General features: G+C 41.6%; 18 protein-coding genes. 14 read left to right on the top strand and 4 right to left on the bottom strand.

Annotation, left to right across the window (positions count from 1 at the left end; genetic code table 11):
• The first annotated feature begins 102 nt into the window (after positions 1-102).
• From E4U82_RS08445 to E4U82_RS08435, 3 genes are all read left to right on the top strand, one after another.
• Entirely contained in the window at positions 103-540 is a 438-nt protein-coding gene (locus tag E4U82_RS08445) for a hypothetical protein (protein WP_135109760.1), read from the top strand.
• Positions 541-1,007: 467 nt separating this feature from the next.
• On the top strand, positions 1,008-1,781 hold the full coding sequence (locus E4U82_RS08440; protein ID WP_167751363.1) for a type II toxin-antitoxin system SpoIISA family toxin: 774 nt from the start codon (positions 1,008-1,010) through the stop codon (positions 1,779-1,781).
• A complete protein-coding gene (locus E4U82_RS08435; RefSeq protein ID WP_135109758.1) occupies positions 1,768-1,947 on the top strand; it encodes a hypothetical protein in 180 nt (59 codons plus the stop codon). The genes E4U82_RS08440 and E4U82_RS08435 overlap by 14 nt, the downstream gene beginning before the upstream one ends.
• Positions 1,948-2,186: 239 nt before the next feature.
• Here the strand turns inward: E4U82_RS08435 and E4U82_RS08430 are convergent, their stop codons facing one another.
• The 3 genes from E4U82_RS08430 to E4U82_RS08415 all read right to left on the bottom strand — a co-directional run bounded on the left by E4U82_RS08430 (position 2,187) and on the right by E4U82_RS08415 (position 4,458).
• Complete coding sequence (locus tag E4U82_RS08430; RefSeq protein WP_425339514.1) at positions 2,187-2,375, bottom strand: PspC domain-containing protein; 189 nt, start codon at positions 2,373-2,375, stop codon at positions 2,187-2,189.
• 1,051 nt (positions 2,376-3,426) lie between these two features.
• On the bottom strand, positions 3,427-3,624 hold the full coding sequence (locus E4U82_RS08420; RefSeq protein WP_135109756.1) for a hypothetical protein: 198 nt from the start codon (positions 3,622-3,624) through the stop codon (positions 3,427-3,429).
• 102 nt (positions 3,625-3,726) lie between these two features.
• Entirely contained in the window at positions 3,727-4,458 is a 732-nt protein-coding gene (locus tag E4U82_RS08415; protein ID WP_135109755.1) for a class I SAM-dependent methyltransferase, read from the bottom strand.
• Positions 4,459-5,126: 668 nt separating this feature from the next.
• On the opposite strand from E4U82_RS08415, the gene E4U82_RS08410 reads away from it, so the two are divergent.
• Positions 5,127-5,384, top strand: a complete 258-nt coding sequence (locus E4U82_RS08410; RefSeq protein ID WP_135109754.1) for a hypothetical protein — start codon at positions 5,127-5,129, stop codon at positions 5,382-5,384.
• A gap of 606 nt (positions 5,385-5,990) precedes the next feature.
• Here the strand turns inward: E4U82_RS08410 and E4U82_RS08405 are convergent.
• Positions 5,991-7,511 carry an AbgT family transporter gene (locus E4U82_RS08405; RefSeq protein WP_135109753.1) on the bottom strand — a complete coding sequence of 507 codons (1,521 nt, stop codon included), beginning with the start codon at positions 7,509-7,511 and terminating at the stop codon, positions 5,991-5,993.
• 172 nt (positions 7,512-7,683) lie between these two features.
• On the opposite strand from E4U82_RS08405, the gene E4U82_RS20130 reads away from it, so the two are divergent.
• From E4U82_RS20130 to betB, 10 genes are all read left to right on the top strand, one after another.
• Positions 7,684-8,106 (top strand): hypothetical protein, encoded by a 423-nt coding sequence (locus E4U82_RS20130; protein WP_209300549.1) that lies wholly within the window; start codon positions 7,684-7,686, stop codon positions 8,104-8,106.
• A gap of 303 nt (positions 8,107-8,409) precedes the next feature.
• Positions 8,410-9,693, top strand: coding sequence for an ABC transporter substrate-binding protein (locus tag E4U82_RS08395; RefSeq protein WP_135109752.1), 1,284 nt, complete (start codon positions 8,410-8,412; stop codon positions 9,691-9,693).
• 127 nt (positions 9,694-9,820) lie between these two features.
• A complete protein-coding gene (locus E4U82_RS08390; protein ID WP_135109763.1) occupies positions 9,821-10,750 on the top strand; it encodes a carbohydrate ABC transporter permease in 930 nt (309 codons plus the stop codon).
• Entirely contained in the window at positions 10,747-11,571 is an 825-nt protein-coding gene (locus tag E4U82_RS08385) for a carbohydrate ABC transporter permease (protein ID WP_135109751.1), read from the top strand. Before E4U82_RS08390 ends, E4U82_RS08385 begins: the two co-directional genes overlap by 4 nt.
• Before the next feature lie 23 nt (positions 11,572-11,594).
• On the top strand, positions 11,595-12,608 hold the full coding sequence (locus tag E4U82_RS08380; protein ID WP_135109750.1) for a LacI family DNA-binding transcriptional regulator: 1,014 nt from the start codon (positions 11,595-11,597) through the stop codon (positions 12,606-12,608).
• 82 nt (positions 12,609-12,690) lie between these two features.
• A complete protein-coding gene (locus E4U82_RS08375; RefSeq protein WP_135109749.1) occupies positions 12,691-13,590 on the top strand; it encodes an ROK family protein in 900 nt (299 codons plus the stop codon).
• Positions 13,591-13,628: 38 nt separating this feature from the next.
• Positions 13,629-15,068 carry a glycoside hydrolase family 1 protein gene (locus E4U82_RS08370; RefSeq protein WP_135109748.1) on the top strand — a complete coding sequence of 480 codons (1,440 nt, stop codon included), beginning with the start codon at positions 13,629-13,631 and terminating at the stop codon, positions 15,066-15,068.
• A 356-nt stretch (positions 15,069-15,424) separates the two neighbouring features.
• Entirely contained in the window at positions 15,425-16,522 is a 1,098-nt protein-coding gene (locus tag E4U82_RS08365; protein WP_135109747.1) for an amidohydrolase family protein, read from the top strand.
• Positions 16,522-16,878, top strand: coding sequence for a Rieske (2Fe-2S) protein (locus tag E4U82_RS08360; protein WP_135109746.1), 357 nt, complete (start codon positions 16,522-16,524; stop codon positions 16,876-16,878). The genes E4U82_RS08365 and E4U82_RS08360 overlap by 1 nt, the downstream gene beginning before the upstream one ends.
• Positions 16,879-16,908: 30 nt before the next feature.
• Positions 16,909-18,372: a betaine-aldehyde dehydrogenase gene (betB, locus tag E4U82_RS08355; protein WP_135109745.1), complete on the top strand. Its 1,464-nt coding sequence runs from the start codon at positions 16,909-16,911 to the stop codon at positions 18,370-18,372.
• The last annotated feature ends 44 nt before the right edge of the window (positions 18,373-18,416 follow it).

Below are 18,416 nucleotides of genomic sequence, written 5' to 3'. Positions count from 1 at the left end.
CATGTTTTTGGAACTTACATGTAGGAGGTTATTAGATTTAGGGATGACTGGCAAGGCTCTTTTTTTATAAACGGCAGTTGTGTACTTTTAGGCTGCCGAATTATGTACTTTTATTTTGCCATATACAGGGAAGGAACAGAAAATATACTCGCCCTGGAAGTATTGCGGCTTATTGAAAAATATCATGTGGAACAAATTTTTGCAGCAGAAATGCGAGATCGGTTGTCTGCGGCGCAAGTACTGGCAGGGGATGATGAAAAAGTAACCTCATGGGTCGAATTTGTGGAATCTAAATTAAGCGATTTAATGGAAAGGATAGAAGCTGTAAAATCATTGTCTGAGGAAACACAAACCTATTATACCAAAAAAGTGGCTAAGCAAATAACAGATATATTAGAGAGTGTCACGGCGGTTGAAGCCTTTGTTAAGAGTAATAGGAGACAACAAGCGATTTCAGAAGTATTTCTTCAAAATCTATGGAAAGAAAATGAATTTCAGGACAGCCCATTGGTTTTGAAGTATTTTGATACGATAGTTTAGGTGCCTGTTACTCCCCGAATTAGTAAGTTTTGTGTTCTCAAAAAATTATTTATTGTTTTGCAGGATGTTGGATTGTTTTGTCGAATTAGGTGATATAGATAATCTTTCTGTCCCCCAAAGAACCTCTATTACTTCGCTTCATTTTATTGCATTTCATAAATTATTAAAAAAGGAGACTCCCTTCAGAGGACAGAGTTAACATGTGAACGACGTCAATCCTTAATTTGCTGGGCACCAGATTACCTCGGGGGACTACCTGGTAGCCAACTAAACAAGCTGTATCGATGCAATCCGCGAAAAATACTGTGGTAATGCGTCTTTTGTGGCTTTTGTTTACCTATAGACTGTGTCGGATGTGAGTCAAACAGACTGCTGAATTCTACAGAGCGCTTTACTATTAATAAAAGTGAATCAGAAGAAACAACTATGGTTCAAGAAAATCTGAATTTCCAGGGGAGGAGGAACATGTGGAGAAATTCTTTATTGTGGGGATGTGGGTTATCTTCGCTCTATTATCTTTTTATATTTTTGTCTATTGGAGAAATAGGGAAGCGGTAAAAGATAAAGACACAATCCGTAAAACATGGTACTTGTTGTATGTTTTAGGAGCATTGGTATACTTAACTGGAAATCCCAATAGTCTGTTTACGAGCTGGCAAAATTATTTAGTAGTGTTAATTGGTTTCATTGTTGTTGATTCACTGATTTTTTTAAGCATTTATGTTTCAAAACTAGGTGGAAATGAATTACAAATACCGGGTGAGCAAATCGAAAGAACAGAGAATTATTGGATCTCGGCAAGCGGAAAAGTCGAGAACATGGAGCTTGTATTGAATTCGTATGAGTACATGCGTTATACTAGGGATGAGGAAGAGTATATTAATGAATTAGACAACTTCCTTAATGAGTTTGGGGAAAAAGAATCGTTGTTTATAGATGTTTTACCATATCATACGGAAAAGACGAAGGATGAACTACTGGAATCCATCCAACGACCAAAATCAAAAGTAGAAAGAATTCTGGATACAGGTAAAACTTACTTTTCACCAAAAGACAATCTAATGTTGCTTCCCATATTTGTATTGGAAAAAAGCTATATAGCGAAAGTAACCACCGAAATAGAAGACATCGAAATTCAAAACATAGACGGTAATATCATTAATATACTTTTGATGACTTATGTTTTAGCTGTTGAGAAACCATATCATTACGAAGGTGGTGTTGAACATGAAGGAGAATAATAAAAAGCCTGTGATTCAAAAGGGTGAACCACCAAGAAGGCGTTTGAATATCCCAATTGCTCATGTAGGAGAGAACCATAGCCAAAGGAGACTGCGAGAAGAAAACAGGAGAATTTTAGGTAAACGAAGAGCTTACGGATGGCGTGAAAAAGAGAGTGTCTATTAATGGTAAGAAGTTCACTTACTGTGGAGAAAATTAGGAATATCAGTATGATTATCATATGAAATATCAACGTTTTTGTACTGTTATTAACAGGGTAATTAACCAGGAAAATAACGTATTAAAAATCATTACTTTGTGGTGCTATTTTTGACATAAAAATAAAACAACTCAGTTCAATATGGCCTTAGCTGTTTCTTTATTTTTATTATTCCACAATCGGCCCGTTAATGTAATACTCACCCTTACAATGACGGTGGACTATCGGGAATTGTATTTGCAAGGATTATGTAAATAAGCAGATTAGCTGGTAAAATCATAAAAAGTATTCTTACTCCGAGAGATGAAATACCGAAATACTTAGCAATACCACCACACACACCAGATATAGCCTTGTCTGTTGAAGACTTTCGTAATTTATTTTGCACTGTCATTCCCCACCTTTTATATAACAATATAGCCTGACTAATGAACAAATTTATTCATACGAATAGGTAAGGGCTTGAAGTTATCGCTCCCTTTTCCCCTCGCCCACACCGCACGTGAGGCTTTCACCTCATACGGCGTTCCAACTAGTCCAATTCACTCAATTCTATGTCATAGAAATTTTGACCATCGACACTTTGAGCGTATAAGTTATCAAAACGATGTTGCATATTATAATACTCGTTGTGTCTCAGTTTCTTCCGTTTCAACAAGTCGGTGACTCCCTTCGGAGTTGAACCTCTATTAGTCATACAAGAACCTTGTTAATCGATAAAGTACTGCCATACATGGTTGAATGATTCTTCATTAGTCTAGTGGCTATTCCTCTATGTTGATTAGACATTTCATTGGTACTGTGCCACCACTTTCACTGATATAAAGATAAGTTATACAATAACTATTCTCATTATTGTTTTCCTTATCGACGCTTCATAAAGAGTAAGCCCTCCACGTTATCAGCTTACAACGTTGAATTATATCTATTATAGAATGAACTTAGGTGCTTCCTGTAAGCCTGTTAGCCGTTTATATGCCTGTAACATATCGTGGGCTTTCATAATTCCGATTCTTACTCAACCACTGCTAACCTCACATTTGGTGATATACACAGTTTCTATGTATTGCGCGTTTAGACCCGTACCTTCAGAAGTTTGTCAGCGTAACCTTTTATTATAGGTTGTATTGCATTCTCACCATATTCATTCAACTCAAGCATCATGATTTACACCACCCCCGCGGGTAGACTTTCGTCAGCTAAACTGCACTGTTACGGTAAATTCTTACGCCTTTTCACCGAGCTTTTAACACTGTCTTTCTTACTAAATCAAGTGCTAATCGACTAAGAGAGAACCCTTCCAAGCGTTACCTCTTCATTTGATTCTTCGATATAATCCTTCAATTCCCCAAAGGGAAATTGCCTAGCCTTTACCAGAGAAATGTAACCATTCTCCCTTTGAACTTGGAACGTTTCGCACCGGAATGGCGCCCGATTGTGGAAAACTATTCAGCCCCATTTCCCCGTTTTATAACTTTAATTAATTCACCAATCTTTTCATTTCTCTCCATATCCAACCTTGTTTTAACGTTCATAAACTTGATTACCTTAATCACAAAATAAATTCCAAATACAATAATTGCCAAGTAAAAGATTAAAGGTACAAAAGATAAAAGAAAAAATCCTCCATCAGTCATTTCCATTTTCGCCCCCTTTCTGTTAAGTCATATATACAATAACCTGGCCCGATTCAGGCACAATATATCTTCAACAACTGCGCCCTATAACGGAAGATTGGTTCTTCATTATTTGCTTGCTGAGATCATTAAAAACATCGGCCTCCGATTTTCATCTTCCATTTGGGGATCATTTTTTAACATTTCATCAGAAGGAAACGATTCTTTAACTGCATTAATAATAAAACCGGCATCAATTAAGTCATTCAAATATGTTGAAATTGTACGATGGTATTTTATAATATTTTCATTTAGAAATAATGCTTCACGCACTCCTTCTGTTTGATAATTATCAACTGGCCAATGCAGGCGATTCCCGTGTTCGTCATAGTACCAATCTTGTTCTTTTCGTGAAGTGAAAATTGGATGCTCAACAGAAAAAACAAAGCTTCCCGCAAACCTTAGAGAATCATAAACTTTTTCACAAATTGATTTAAACGGCTCAATGTAGTGAAAAGCAAGCGAACTGATTACTACGTCAAATTGGGATTCTGAAAAAGCAAAGTCTTCGATTGGTGCTTTGACGTATGAAATTAAGGGATCACTTGTTATTTCGCGAGCTCTTTGAATCATATTTTCGGATATATCTACACCCACGACAGAACTTGCTTGCTGCTCACGTGCGTATCGACAATGCCAACCAAAACCACAACCTAAATCAAGTACATTTTTATCTTTTAAATCTGGCATTAGTTCTCTTAATATATGCCATTCTCCAGCACCTTCAAATCCTTTAACAGAACGTGGCATTTGTTCATACGAAGAAAAGAAATTTGAATTATCATATTTATTTTGTTTCATTGTTAATGCATCTCCTCTTAATTAAAATAGCCTTCCTAAAACTAATATCACATACACCTATTTTAGGAAGGCTATACGTCTCCTTCTTACCATTCCTTTCACCTCATTATTTTTAATGTTAATACCGAAATTATTGTATTTAAAACCCTTCAAAACAATAAACCTAATTCGACAATATGGCCTCGATTGTTGAAAAGTGATTTGCTTTAATTCTATGCTATTTTCCATTACTTTTGAGATCCATCTTTCCTTTATTCTATAGTATAACAAATGAATTCACCATACAAAAAATGGAAAATTTCAGATTCAGTAAAATAGCGATTAAATTTACCTTGAATTTGCAATGGTTTTAACATTCCATTTGGAGCGCATTTTAACAGTGTATTTGAACGTCTGACAATATTTATTGTCAACAGACTAATTCACTTGCGAATTCATATGTGATTTAGTCTGTTAAAACATCCGAATCGTTGATATATCAACAAAAAATAACACACCAAATTCTATGTTTTTTGATGTGTTATTTGCTTTTATATTTTTGGTTTTCTCCACGGTAAGTGAACTACTTACATTAATGGGCGCTTTTTTATTAAAATTTCCTTTGTCGCATAGAATTCCCTCTGTCACATAAAGCTAATATAAGAATCAAAATTAGGTGGTGACAAAAGGTGAATGAACCGAAAAGAAAGCCTCTTAATTTGCCCCTGGCAAAAGTCGGACCGTCAAACAATCAGCAAAAGCTACATAAAGAAAACGAGACACTCATTCGAAGGTTACGTACCAACCGCTCCAAGCGACAATATAAAACGAACCCAAACAAATCTTTTTTAATCGCTGAAGAAATCCTAGAAGACATTATTTCCGAGGGATATACTGAAAATAATATTCTGAAGGAGTTCAGAAACAGAATTTCCGAGTTGGACTGAATGGTTTACGTACCTGTCACTTCCCGGATTTTGTTGGATTATATTATTTTGGTATTCTCCCGGTGTTTAGTGCATCTGCTGAATCGTTTGGTATAGATCCCATCACAATAGTCCGTGCGGCAATTATAGGCAAAGACAGTTGATTTACCGGTTAGTCCACGGATAAGCTTGATTTTCTTGTTAATTGTTAATCGGTCTGGCCGGAGTTGAGCTTGGCGACCTGCAGAAAAAGCGATCCCGGTTGCATTTGCAATAACTATTGTCATGTCGATTGTTTTGTTGTGCTTACAGATTTTGGATACCTGTTATGCGGGCATGCTTTATATGGTTTCTCAAAGGGTGTTTATCTGAAAAGATGTTTACTCAAAATGGGCTAAAAACTTTTAATTTGACCACTAACCTGTGGATACTATCGTAAAGGTGCCCTATATCTGGCTTCTTGAGCTTCTTCCTCTGAACATTTGGCGAGGGGCTTAGGCTTTAAGTTGTAGTGATGCCTTGGTTAGGTGACTGTCACTTTTTGTTGTGCCAAGAGCACCGCAAAAAGATTTCCCTTTATCCATTTGTGGCCCAAATTCGTGCGGAAAGCTATCGGTTCTAATCAATTTAATAGTAGATTTCCGCTCCTGGTCCGACTGGGATTCCGAGTAGTATCCAGATAAACAGCAGGATAACCCAGCTGATTAACAATGCCACGGAATACGGAAGCATCATAGAGATTAATGTGCCAATCCCAATTGATTTATCATATCGCTGTGCAAACGCAATAATCATCGGGAAGTACAGGAGAAGCGGCGTAATGATATTGGTTACCGAATCCGAGAGGCGGTAAATGACGGTCGTAAATTCCGGTGAGTACCCAAGATTCATCATGATGGGTACGAAGACTGGAGCCAGAATAACCCATTTGGCTGATGAACTTCCAATAAAAAAGTTGATTCCCATTGTAATGAGAATAAATACAAGGATTAGTCCGAACCCGTCAAATCCTGTATTGTTCAAAAACGCCGCACCTTTGATAGCAATCACTGTTCCCATGTTCGTTTCCCCGAAGTAGGCTATGAACTGACCAGCTGTAAATGCCAGTGCAATATAACCACTCATGCTGGCCATTGTCTTACCGAGAAACTGAGTCAGATCCTTGTCATTTTGAATGACTTTTGTGGTTATGCCGTAAATCAGACCCGGAACAAAAAATAATATGAAAATGACAAACACGAGCGAATCAAAAAATGGTGATTCAAGATATTTTTCATCCCCTCTGAGTGGACCTATAGACAGGTAAGCCATAACAGCGGCAGTGATCAGGAAGCCTACACCAGCGTAACGCATTCCTTTTTTTTCCTGGACTGCTAATGTTTCAATGTCCTCTTCTGTACCGTTTCCTTCGTAATTTCCAAGACGCGGTTCAACAATCCTAGTAGTTACCCATGTACCGACTGCTGTCACGAGTACGACTGATACCATAGCAAAAAACCAGTTCATGGATACAGCAATTGTATCCGCATAAGCGGGGTCAATGGTTGCAGCAGCTTCTGCGGTAAGTTCGGCAAGAATGGCATCTGTTGATGTTAAGAACAGATTGGCACCAAACCCGCCGGATACCCCGGCAAATGCTGCCGTTAACCCAGCCAACGGGTGTCTCCCTAATCCAAGAAACAGAGCGGCACCAAGCGGCGGCAAAACAATATAACCAGCATTCACCGCAATACTGGACATTACGCCGGCAAACACAAGGGCAGCCGTTAACAGTTTGCCTGGAAACGAGAATACAGTGCCTTTAAGTGCTGCCTGCACAAGTCCGGTTTGTTCTGCAAGTCCGATCCCGAGCATCGTTACAAGAACCGCACCAAGCGGGGCAAATCCAATGAAGTTATCCACAGCATTTTGGAAAATATACTGCAAACCATCAATCGTTAACAGATTATTCACCGTGATAACTTCACCGGATGTAGGATTGGTCACCGAAACACCGGAAAAAAGTGCTGATGACAAAATAACAATGAGCGCCAGTAGTGCAAACAGTAACAATGGTGATGGCAGTTTATTACCCACCCATTCAATCCCATCCAATATGCGAAACAAAATTTTGTTCGATCCGGATGTTTTTTCGTGGTGATTAGCCATAAGCATTGCCCCCCTTTAAACCCAAGTAATATGATAGGATATTAGACTACCAGACAATTTTTTGAAAGTCAAAATTCTGTCAGGAGATGAGCTGGCAGTCTGCTTCATTTCTATATCTCCTTCAACATGTTAATATGGAGGTTACACGGAGCGAACGAAAGAGGTGGAATTTATGACGATGCTGGTGGATTATATCATTGCCCTTACAAATTTATATGGCTTGGTTGCCAAAGAGAAAGTTGTTGAGATATACAATATGCAAAACGATGGAAACGTTGGAGCAGCGGATGTCGATGACGAGGTAAACAATTATGCGGATGAACTTACCAAAAACTTTGTTGAATTCCATGGAGACTATTTTGTAAATCAGGCCATCATGGAATTTGAAGAATTCGAACAGGAATTGGCAAAACGCCAGGGCAAGCCATTCTACATCCCGAACCAAAAAGAACTGTTAAGATACAAAGATGATTTCTATTTTGAACGGACGAAGGTCAAGGAACATAATGCAGGAGCCTGTCACCTCCCGGATTTTGTCGAATTATATTATATGTATGGGCTGTGGTTTAACACTGCTGCCCTTTCTTTGTATTGACAAGCAATTATAACAAATAGTCCGCTGTCTGCCCTAAAGAGAAACCGATTTCTTGATTTACATAAAATTATTTCGAAAAAGTATTGATTTTCATAGATAACAATCATATAATGACATAAGAAAGCGGTTTCCTTTAAAAATGGAGGCCTTTTAATATACCGTTAAAGGAAAACGGTTTCCTTGAATCTGTCAGGGCTTATGATTATAAGAAGTATACGGGGGTTGATAGACTGTTTATTTAATTGGATATGACAGATGGCAGTTTATGCAAAACATAAAAGCATTTACAGGAGGGGACGTTTCATGAGAAAAAGCAAGTGGCTGCTTATGTTTATTATGGTGCTTGCTGTTGCTTCTACACTGGCAGCATGCGGAGATGAGGAAGCAAGTTCCGAGGGTGATAGTGAAGACGTGACGTTGAAATTTTGGACTTTCGGTGCAACAAACTATGAAGAACTGGCAAAAGAATATGAAAAAGAAAATCCGGGCGTGACCGTAGAAGTCAAGACGTCGGAAAATGCTGATCATCACAATAGCTTATTCACTGCTTTGTCAGCAGGTACAGGGGCACCGGACTTGGCAATGGTGGAAATTGATCAGTTGGACCGGTTCAAAGAAGCACAGGATCGATTTGTGAACTTATATGAACTCGGTGCGGAGGAGATTCAAGGTAACTATTTGGACTGGAAATGGCAAATCGGTGAAAATAATGAAAACGATTTCCTTTTTGGTTTGCCAACGGATATTGGGCCGAAAGTGATGTTTTACCGTACTGATTTATTTGAAAAATCCGGCCTTCCGACAAACCCGGATGAAGTACAGAATATGATCGGGTCCAAAAATGATTTGATCCAGGCTGGTGAAACGATCAAAGAAGAAACAGGAAAACCGCTTGTGGACAGTATGGAAATGGTCTATCGTGCGGTAATCGATGGCGCAACAGAGAGCTATTATGATGAAGAAGGCAATCTGTTGGTGGAAGAAGAAGGAAATGCAGTTAAAGAAGCGTATGATTTGGCGGTTGAATTTAATGAACATGGTCTGGTCGGGTCCTATGAAATGTGGAGCCCAGAATGGGGAGATGCAGTAAACGGCGGGGATTTCGCCATTGAAATGGGGGCAGCATGGCTGAAAGGCTGGATGAGTGATAATGCCCCAGATGCAGAGGACCAATTCCGTGTTGCAAAACTGCCTGAAGAATTTGCGGGCAATTGGGGCGGTTCCTACATCACGATCCCCGGAGAAACAGATGATAAGGAAGAAGCTTATAAGTTTGTCAAATGGCTGACATCACCGGACAATCAGCTGAATTCTTTCAAGAGTGATGCAGGTCTTTTCCCATCAACGCCGGAAGTATACGATAGGGAAGAATTTAAAGAAATTGAGGATGATTATTTCGGCGGACAAAAGACATCACAATATTTTGCTGATGCAGCTACGGATATAAGCTTCGTCTATAAAGGGAGTAAATATATACCAACGCAGGACGAAGTATTGAATGCTTTGCAGAATGTTTATGATGGTGCTGATCCCGATAAAGAGTGGGAAGCGGCAGTGCAGCGGATGAAAGATGTAAGCAAGCGATAATAGCTCGCAGCATGCGTGGTGCTTGACGGCAGCATATTTCTTAGCTGTCTTTAGATTGTATCAGTCATCCATTGATATGGTGATTAACGCCATATCAATGGGTGTTTCAGAAAGAAAGGGGAGTAAGATGGGGTTGAAACGTAGTCGGAAGTACCGCTCCGAGGAAACAAAAGATAAAATTAGTGCCTATTTGTATATTTCACCTTTCTTCATTATTTTCGCGATTATTGGACTTTATCCTGCTATTTTCAGTATTTTTTTGGCGTTTCAGAAATGGAATGGACTTGGGGAAATGGAGTTCGTTGGGTTACAGAATTTTAGTGTTGTTTTGCAGGATCCAACATTTTGGAAGTCGCTCTATAATACGATTATCATGGGCATTTTAGGGACGGCTCCACAGATTATTGTCGGGATTATTTTAGCATTCATCCTGAATCAGGCCTTTTTGAAATTCAGAAATACCTTTCGCGCCATGATATTTCTGCCGTATATTACGTCCATGGTAGCGGTGGCATTGGTATTTGGTGTATTTTTCAGCAGTAATGAAACAGCTTTGGCTAATTACACCCTTCAATTATTCGGCATAGATCCGGTCAATTGGAAAACGAGTGAATGGGGTGCCAAAATTGCGATTTCAATTATGGTCTTTTGGCGCTGGATTGGTTATAATACCATCATTTATCTGGCGGGTCTGCAAAGTATTCCGAAAGATCTGTATGAAGCAGCCAGGATTGATGGGGCGAATGTTTTCCAGCAATTACGCTATATAACGATTCCGTTATTAAAGCCGTTTATTATTTTAACCGTTTTCTTTTCAACGGTTGGCGCATTGCAGCTGTTTACTGAACCGACTGTATTCCTTGGATCTTCCGCATTCAGTCGGACGGAAGCAATGACCGTTGTCATGTATTTATATCGCGATGCTTTCAGTTTGCAGTCGTTTGGAACGGGCTCGGCAACGGCGGTCATCTTATTAGCCATTATCGTGATTGCATCCGCCGTTAACACCTATTTGTCATCAGGAATCCGAAAAAGGAAAAAGGGGATGAGAACATGAGAAAAGTCAAAGCCGGGCGATTTTTTGTATATGTCTTTCTGATCATCGCTTCTTTCTTATCGCTTTTTCCATTTTATTGGATGTTCGTCATGGCCACAAGGCCGAGTGCCGCTTATAATTCGATGCCGCCGACGATGACACCGGGAACACAATTGGTGGAAAATTTCCAAAAGGTATTGGATAAAATACCGTTTTTCGGCGCGATGCTGAATACACTGATTCTTTGTCTCGTTGTAACGCTGGTCGTGTTACTGATTAGTTCGTTAGCGGGGTTTGCCTTTGCGAAGTTCAAGTTTCCGGGAAAAAACGTCCTTTTCGTGGCTATATTACTGACGATGGTGATCCCTCCACAGTTGGGGCTGATTCCACAATACTTTTTGGTCGCAGAGTTTGGCTTGTTGGATACACTAATAGGCGCTATGGTGATATTTTTCTTAAATCCGCTGGGAATCTTTTTGATGCGGCAATATATTTCCCAGTCCGTATCGGATGAATTAATCGAGGCGGCAAAACTGGATGGCTGTTCCAATTTCCGTATATTCTGCAGTATCGTTTTGCCCATTATATTGCCGGCCTTTGCAACGTTAGGAATTATTGTATTCACGGCAACATGGGGGGAATTTTTATGGCAATTTACTGTTCTTCGCGACCCCGATATGTATACAATACAGGTAGCACTTTCTTCGATGAACACTACAAGTAATGTGGACTTCGGAATGCTTTTGTCTGGTGTGTTCTGGGCAACCATTCCACTGGTGATTGTGTTCCTGATGTTCAATAAGCTGTTTATCTCGAGTATTACGGAAGGTTCCGTGAAATAAAGAGAAGACTTGAGGGAAAATAATTGAAACTTACAATCAAAGATATCGCAAAGATGGCCAATGTTTCCCCGGGAACTGTTTCGAAAGTGATGAATGGTTCGGGGAATCTCAGCTTACAAACGAAGAATAGAGTCAATCAAATTATTGAGGAGACGGGTTATCAGCCAACGTTTTCAGCTAAGTCTCTGGCAACTAAAAAGTCAAATTTAATAGGGTTAATCTTTGCTGGGGATATCAATGCGGAAATGAATCATCCGGTTTTCAACGAAGTGGTGAATGCTTTTAAAAATGACGTAGGAAAACTCGGTTATGACATCCTGATTTTCTCCAATAATCAATTTCGTAACGGGGAAGAAGATTACTTGTCCAGGTGCAACCATTTTCAATTGGATGGATGCCTGATTATTGCAGGTGATCAAATTGAAGAGGCTGTTGCGGAGCTGGATCGTAGTGATGTGCCTTGCGTTGGGATTGACTTAGAATTGAGCGGCCAAAATTCAAGCTATATAACAACCGATAACCGCAAAGTTTCTGAATCAGTTGTCACACATTTGTATTTGCATCAGATACGGGAAGTGGCGTTTATAGGTGGCCCAAGAGATTCCTTCATCTCCAGGATCCGCAGAGAAAGTTTTCAGTATTACATGGATTCTTTTGGTATGAAGATCCGGGACGGTTGGGTGCAATACGGGGATTATTTTGAAGACAGCGGTTATGAAGCGATGAAACATATCTTAGACAGTGAAACGCTGCCGGAAGCGGTATACGCAGTGTCCGACAAAATGGCTTTTGGAGCTTTAAGGGCATTGAAAGAACACCATTATGCTGTGCCTGATGATATAAAACTGGTTGGTTGTGATGATATTGAGGCGTGCGTCTATAGTGTTCCGGCACTTGCTTCCGTGAGACAGGACAAAGAAAAAATGGGGAAAATGGGTGCGCAAATGCTGCACGATCTGATTAATGACGTGGCACAGCCTAATTCGATTAAGGTGGATCCGGAGTTGATTGTACGTGAGTCATGTTCATTTGATTAATTGAGTACCTGCTTCGGGTGGTGGGAATGTTTGAGGTAAATAGAAAAGCATCAGGAAATTGAAGAGGATATGGAGTGGAAGCATGATGAATGGGTATTTGGCTATTGATATTGGTGGAACCTTTATCAAATCAGGAATTGTTAATGAAGCGGCATCCATTTCTAAACTGAATAAAACAAAAACACCGGAAACTTTGGAAGGACTGCTGGATGCAATTGACCGGCTTCGTGAAACGCATTGTGAAGTAAGGGGAGTCGCAGTCAGTTGTCCGGGTGCTGTCTCGGAAAGCGGGGAGATTAATGGAACTAGTGCGTTGCCGTATCTTCATGGGCCAAATATTAAACAGCAGATTGAGGATCGGACCGGGCTTCCGGTATTTATGGAAAATGATGCGAATTGTGTCGGTTATGCGGAGATTTGGAAAGGCAAGGCACAAGGAAATAAAGATGCGCTTATCCTGGTTATTGGTACTGGTGTGGGTGGAGCCCTGATTAAAAACGGCACGGTGCATAAGGGAGCGAATTTGCACGGTGGTGAATTCGGTTATATGTTAATCCCCGCAGATTCCCCGTCCGGATATAAAACACTTAGTGATACCGGTGCTACGGGCGCGTTAATTAATCAGGTAGCTCTGCGAAAACAATACAGTACAGTTGAGTTGACGGGTGAGGCCATTTTCATTAACGCGGAGAAGGGAGATAAAGTATGCCAGCAGGCGATTTCTGATTTCTATCGATCACTGGCATTGGGAATATATAATCTGCAGTATATGTATGACCCGGAAGTGATATTAATAGGTGGCGGTATTAGCGCGCGGGATGATTTGATTGCTAATATCAATTCAAAACTTGAAGATATTCTCAGTGGGTTGCCAGGCTCAACGGTTAAGCCAAATGTTGAGACGTGCGAATTCCGGCAGCATGCCAACTTATTGGGAGCCGTGTTTGGTTATATGCGCAATATCTCGCCGGTTTCAAACTAATACGATAAACAGAAAATGTGGAGTGGAGCTGATAAGAAATGGATCATAAACATAATGATGCGTTTCCAAATAACTTTTTATGGGGGTCCGCATCAGCGGCTTATCAAATTGAAGGAGGGTGGAACGAAGAAGGGAAAGGTCCTTCTGTCTGGGATCATTTTACCAGGATTCCGGGAAACACATTCAAGGGTACTAATGGTGACGTCGCGGTTGATCACTACCACCATTACAAAGAAGATGTTGCGTTGATGGCGGAAATGGGATTGAAGGCGTATCGTTTTTCCATTGCGTGGAGTCGTATTTTTCCGGATGGTAATGGCGCGTTAAATGAACAGGGAATCCAATTTTACGAGCGCCTGATCGATGAGCTGCTGGGTCATGAGATTGAGCCTATCGTGACGCTATATCATTGGGATCTTCCTCAGGCGCTGCAGGATCAGTATGGCGGTTGGGAATCCCGTCAAATCATTGAGGATTTCAACCGTTATTGTGTGACCTTATTCGAACGGTTTAAGGATAAGGTAAAATATTGGGTCACGTTGAATGAACAAAATGTTTTTATCCGTTTAGGGTATGAAGAAGCCAAGCATCCACCAGGGGTTACCGACCGCAAGCGGATGTATGAAGCCAATCATATTGCGAATCTGGCTAATGCCAAAGCAATTGCTTCGTTCAGGGAAATTGTTCCTGATGGCAAAATAGGTCCCAGTTTTGCCTATGGGCCTGCTTACCCTTATTCCAATGACCCGGGAGACGTTTTGGCTGCCGAGAATGCGGAGGAATATTTGAATGGTTGGTGGCTTGATGTTTATTGTGATGGGGAGTATCCAAAAACAATTTGGAAGTACCTTGAACAACGCGGATTATCGCCAACATTGGAAGAAGGGGACACTGCACTGCTCAAATCAGGAAAACCGGATTTTTTAGGTGTGAATTATTATCAGACGGGTACATTCGCGGAAAGCCCGCTGAATGATGTATTTCAATCGAGTAAGGAAAATCATGATGGCAAAAAAGGTCAATTTAAAGAAAGTGGCATAGCCGGGTTATTTAAGCGAAAAAGGAACAATACGCTTGAAACAACGGATTGGGATTGGGAAATTGACCCCATCGGATTAAGGATTGGCTTGCGGCGTATCACGAGTCGCTACAGGCTTCCGGTCATGGTGACGGAAAATGGCCTGGGAGCTTTTGATAAACTTGAAAAAAATAATGTTGTTCAGGATGACTACCGGATTGATTATATTCGCCAACATATTGAACAGTTACAGGCTGCGATTACGGATGGTGTCGATCTGATTGGATATTGTACCTGGTCATTTACCGATCTGCTTAGCTGGCTGAATGGCTATCAAAAACGGTATGGTTTTATTTACGTGGACCGGGATGAAACGGATGAAAAGGATTTGCGACGGGTGAAGAAAAAGAGTTTTGATTGGTATCGGACGGTAATAGCGACTAATGGAGGAAACTTGTAAAAATTATATCCTTTCATGAAGTCTCCTCCTCGCGTTTTATTAAAAAAAGTTGCCGGTGTGACGAAACTGGTGGCTTTTTTTATTGCCTGATTTTATTGGCATTGAACCCTCCCCTCGAATAGATTCATAATGTTCAAACGTATTAGAAAAGCAATTTTCACTATTTTGGCATACAATTTTGGCGTTAATTGTTCACTGAACGTCACTGAGGTTCACTGAGCTTCACTGAAGCCACTCAGTTGATGAAATCGGATTTGTCAGTCATTAGGAGCTTTTGTAGACTATATGTAGTTCATGCGCATGGATTGATCAAGTTGATTTCATCAGTCGTTAAGAATTAAACAGGAGGGTTTCAGATGTCGCAAAAGTCTGCTGGCAAGAAGCAGAAACAACGTCGTATCATTGACACCGACGTCCATGAAAGGGCAACCTACGCGGATCTTGTCCCATACTTAGATCATCCATGGAAACGATATATAACAGATAATCATTGGATGCAGGAAAAACATATGCCTTACACACAGCCAACGGTCGCGGGTGTCGATCGGGCGGATGCTGTCACACCAGATGGGGGTGCTGCAGGCACGGATCTCAGTTTTATGCAACAACAATTACTCGACGCGGAAGGGCATGAATACGGTATTTTAACCGGTGCTCTAGACCCGTCACCGTCGTCCATGCATGGTTGGTACGAAATGGCCACAGCCTTGGCAAGTGCTTATAACGATTGGCAAATTGAGAATTGGCTGGAAAAGGATGACCGTTTATACGGCTCGGTCCACATTGCGGCGCAGGATCCCCAGCAAGCAGTACGTGAGATCGAACGGGTCGGTTCTCATCCGAAAATGGTGCAAATCCTGCTGCCGATTGATAAGACGCCGTGGGGGGATCCATTTTACCATCCCATTTATGAAGCAGCCGAGCGTTATCATTTATCCATTGGGATGCATCATAATGAACCACCTACCCATTTCGGGGAATGGCCGCGTTACTTCATCGAGTGGCATACGATGCTGCCGACCGCGCATATGATTGAAGTTTCCAATATGGTGTTTAATGGCGTTTTTGATAAATTCCCTGGCTTACACCTGATTATGATTGAGGGTGGGTTCACGCATGCCCCGCATTTAATGAAAAAGATGGATCAGCAGTACAAGGAACTTCGTCATGAGATTCCTTGGGTGAAGCGGATGCCGAGTGACATTATGCGGGAGCACGTTCGGTTCACAACACAGCCTGTGGAAGAGATGAACCAGAAAGAATTTATGCAGTATATTGATCAAATGGGGTCGGAGGATATGGTCTGTTTTGCAACGGATTATCCGCATTGGGATTATGATTCCCCATTGGAGGCACTTCCTAAATTGGATGAAGCGCTGGCGGAAAAAGTCTATTCCGAAAATGCGCGGGCGTCCTATCCAAAATTGCCCCAAAAACAAGGGAGTGTGACATGATGAAAGAAGTTGTATTAAAAAAAGAAGATATTGAGCCCGGCAAGATGAAAAGTGCGTCATTAGGGAAGATTCCGATTGTTGTTTGCCGCACGAAAGACGGGGAATTCTACGCGTATGCCAATCGTTGTCTGCACCAGGGCGCTCCGCTTTCAGAAGGTGCTTTAGTTGGTGATACCAAACGGACGGATGTTCATGGTAACTATGAATATATTAAAGAAGGTGAAATCCTTCGTTGTCCGTGGCATGGGCTTGAATATGACATTAAAAATGACGGTTGCATGCTGGCTGAGCCTGACAAAAAGTTACGCAGTTTTAAAGTAACCATCGAGGATGACTATGTGGTCGTACACAAATAAATCTGCCAGAGGATGCATGAGGTGAACGCAATGAAAAAGATGTTGATCAATGGCGAATGGGTGGAAGCCAGTTCCGGCGAAACAAGGGATATTATCAACCCTTACAATCAGGAAGTCATTGCAACGGCAGCTGAAGGAAATGAACAGGATGCGAAACGCGCGATTGCAGCCGCCCGGGAGGCTTTCGATTACAAGGAATGGGCTGCAATCCCTGCTGCCGAACGTGGTAAGATGGTCCATCAGATTGCCAATCTGATCGAACGGGACCAGCAAGAATTAGCTGAGCTTGAGTCACTCGACACGGGTAAAACAGTCGAAGAAAGCCTTGGGGACATGAATGATATCGCCGGGGTTTTCCGCTACTTTGCGGAAATGGCGGATAAGGATGGCGGGGAGATCATCGAGTCGCCTATCCCCCATTCCACCAGCAGAGTGGTTCATGAACCTGTCGGCGTCTGCGGTCAGATTACGCCGTGGAACTATCCACTCTTGCAGGCATCATGGAAATTGGCACCGGCCCTGGCGGCGGGGAATACACTCGTGATGAAGCCGAGTGAAATTACGCCGCTTACATCGGTGAAAACTTTTGAGTTAATGGAAGAAGCCGGCGTTCCGGCAGGTGTTGTCAATCTTGTGCTCGGTTCCGGTGACAGCGTTGGCGCAGAGCTTTCCGGGAATCAAGATGTCGATCTGATTTCCTTTACAGGCGGCATCCACACCGGCAAAAAAATCATGCAGGCTGCCAGCTCCAATGTAAAGAATTTGGCGTTGGAACTGGGTGGTAAGAATCCGAATATTGTTTTTGCCGATGCTGAATTTGAAACAGCTGTCGACCAGGCGATGAATGCTGTATTTTTCCATGCCGGACAAATTTGTTCAGCGGGCACCCGTCTGCTGGTTGAAGAGAGCATTCATGATGATTTTGTCAATGCGCTCGTCAATCGCGTGAAAAACATCAAGCTTGGCAGTGGGTTTGATGCATCAACCCAAATGGGCCCGCTCATTTCCAAAGAACATTTAAGTAAAGTGGTCGATTATGTTGAAAACGGCAAAAAAGAAGGCGCAACAGTTGCTATCGGTGGTGATCAACCTCATGATCCGGAGCTGCAAAATGGCTTTTTCTATTTGCCGACTGTATTGACCAATTGCACGACAGACATGCGTGTTGTGCAGGATGAAGGTTTCGGCCCGGTGATTACGGTGGAATCGTTCGCGCGTGAGGAAGAAGCTGTCCGACTTGCTAATGATTCCATTTACGGTCTTTCGGGCGGTGTTTTTACCAATGATATTGCCAAGGCTGAGCGCTGTGTCCGAAAAATGCGGATGGGCACTGTCTGGATCAACGACGTGAACCTATACTTCCCACACGCACCTTGGGGCGGCTATAAACAGTCCGGAATCGGTCGTGAGCTTGGCAAAACGGGACTGGAAGAATATCAGGAAACGAAGCATATTTTTCAAAACCTGAAGCCTGAACCGGTCAACTGGTTTTAGTGTAGAAAGTTGCTGCGTTGCAAACAGAGACAAGTGAAATGAAA

The organism is Lentibacillus salicampi (assembly GCF_004565465.1).
Taxonomy (GTDB): Bacteria; Bacillota; Bacilli; order Bacillales; family Amphibacillaceae; genus Lentibacillus; species Lentibacillus salicampi.
The sequence above is the reverse complement of the archived record's forward strand: the minus strand, read 5'-3'. Positions and strand labels throughout refer to the sequence as shown.

What these genes read in the sequence shown, in the direction of transcription:
- E4U82_RS08445 (WP_135109760.1), top strand. Translation starts at nt 103, where the DNA reads ATGTACTTTTATTTTGCCATATACAGGGAAGGAACAGAAAATATACTC.
- E4U82_RS08435 (WP_135109758.1), top strand. Translation starts at nt 1,768, where the DNA reads ATGAAGGAGAATAATAAAAAGCCTGTGATTCAAAAGGGTGAACCACCA.
- E4U82_RS08430 (WP_425339514.1), bottom strand. Translation starts at nt 2,375, where the DNA reads ATGACAGTGCAAAATAAATTACGAAAGTCTTCAACAGACAAGGCTATA.
- E4U82_RS08420 (WP_135109756.1), bottom strand. Translation starts at nt 3,624, where the DNA reads ATGGAAATGACTGATGGAGGATTTTTTCTTTTATCTTTTGTACCTTTA.
- E4U82_RS08415 (WP_135109755.1), bottom strand. Translation starts at nt 4,458, where the DNA reads ATGAAACAAAATAAATATGATAATTCAAATTTCTTTTCTTCGTATGAA.
- E4U82_RS08405 (WP_135109753.1), bottom strand. Translation starts at nt 7,511, where the DNA reads ATGGCTAATCACCACGAAAAAACATCCGGATCGAACAAAATTTTGTTT.
- E4U82_RS20130 (WP_209300549.1), top strand. Translation starts at nt 7,684, where the DNA reads ATGACGATGCTGGTGGATTATATCATTGCCCTTACAAATTTATATGGC.
- E4U82_RS08395 (WP_135109752.1), top strand. Translation starts at nt 8,410, where the DNA reads ATGAGAAAAAGCAAGTGGCTGCTTATGTTTATTATGGTGCTTGCTGTT.
- E4U82_RS08390 (WP_135109763.1), top strand. Translation starts at nt 9,821, where the DNA reads ATGGGGTTGAAACGTAGTCGGAAGTACCGCTCCGAGGAAACAAAAGAT.
- E4U82_RS08385 (WP_135109751.1), top strand. Translation starts at nt 10,747, where the DNA reads ATGAGAAAAGTCAAAGCCGGGCGATTTTTTGTATATGTCTTTCTGATC.
- E4U82_RS08375 (WP_135109749.1), top strand. Translation starts at nt 12,691, where the DNA reads ATGATGAATGGGTATTTGGCTATTGATATTGGTGGAACCTTTATCAAA.
- E4U82_RS08370 (WP_135109748.1), top strand. Translation starts at nt 13,629, where the DNA reads ATGGATCATAAACATAATGATGCGTTTCCAAATAACTTTTTATGGGGG.
- E4U82_RS08365 (WP_135109747.1), top strand. Translation starts at nt 15,425, where the DNA reads ATGTCGCAAAAGTCTGCTGGCAAGAAGCAGAAACAACGTCGTATCATT.
- E4U82_RS08360 (WP_135109746.1), top strand. Translation starts at nt 16,522, where the DNA reads ATGAAAGAAGTTGTATTAAAAAAAGAAGATATTGAGCCCGGCAAGATG.
- betB (WP_135109745.1), top strand. Translation starts at nt 16,909, where the DNA reads ATGAAAAAGATGTTGATCAATGGCGAATGGGTGGAAGCCAGTTCCGGC.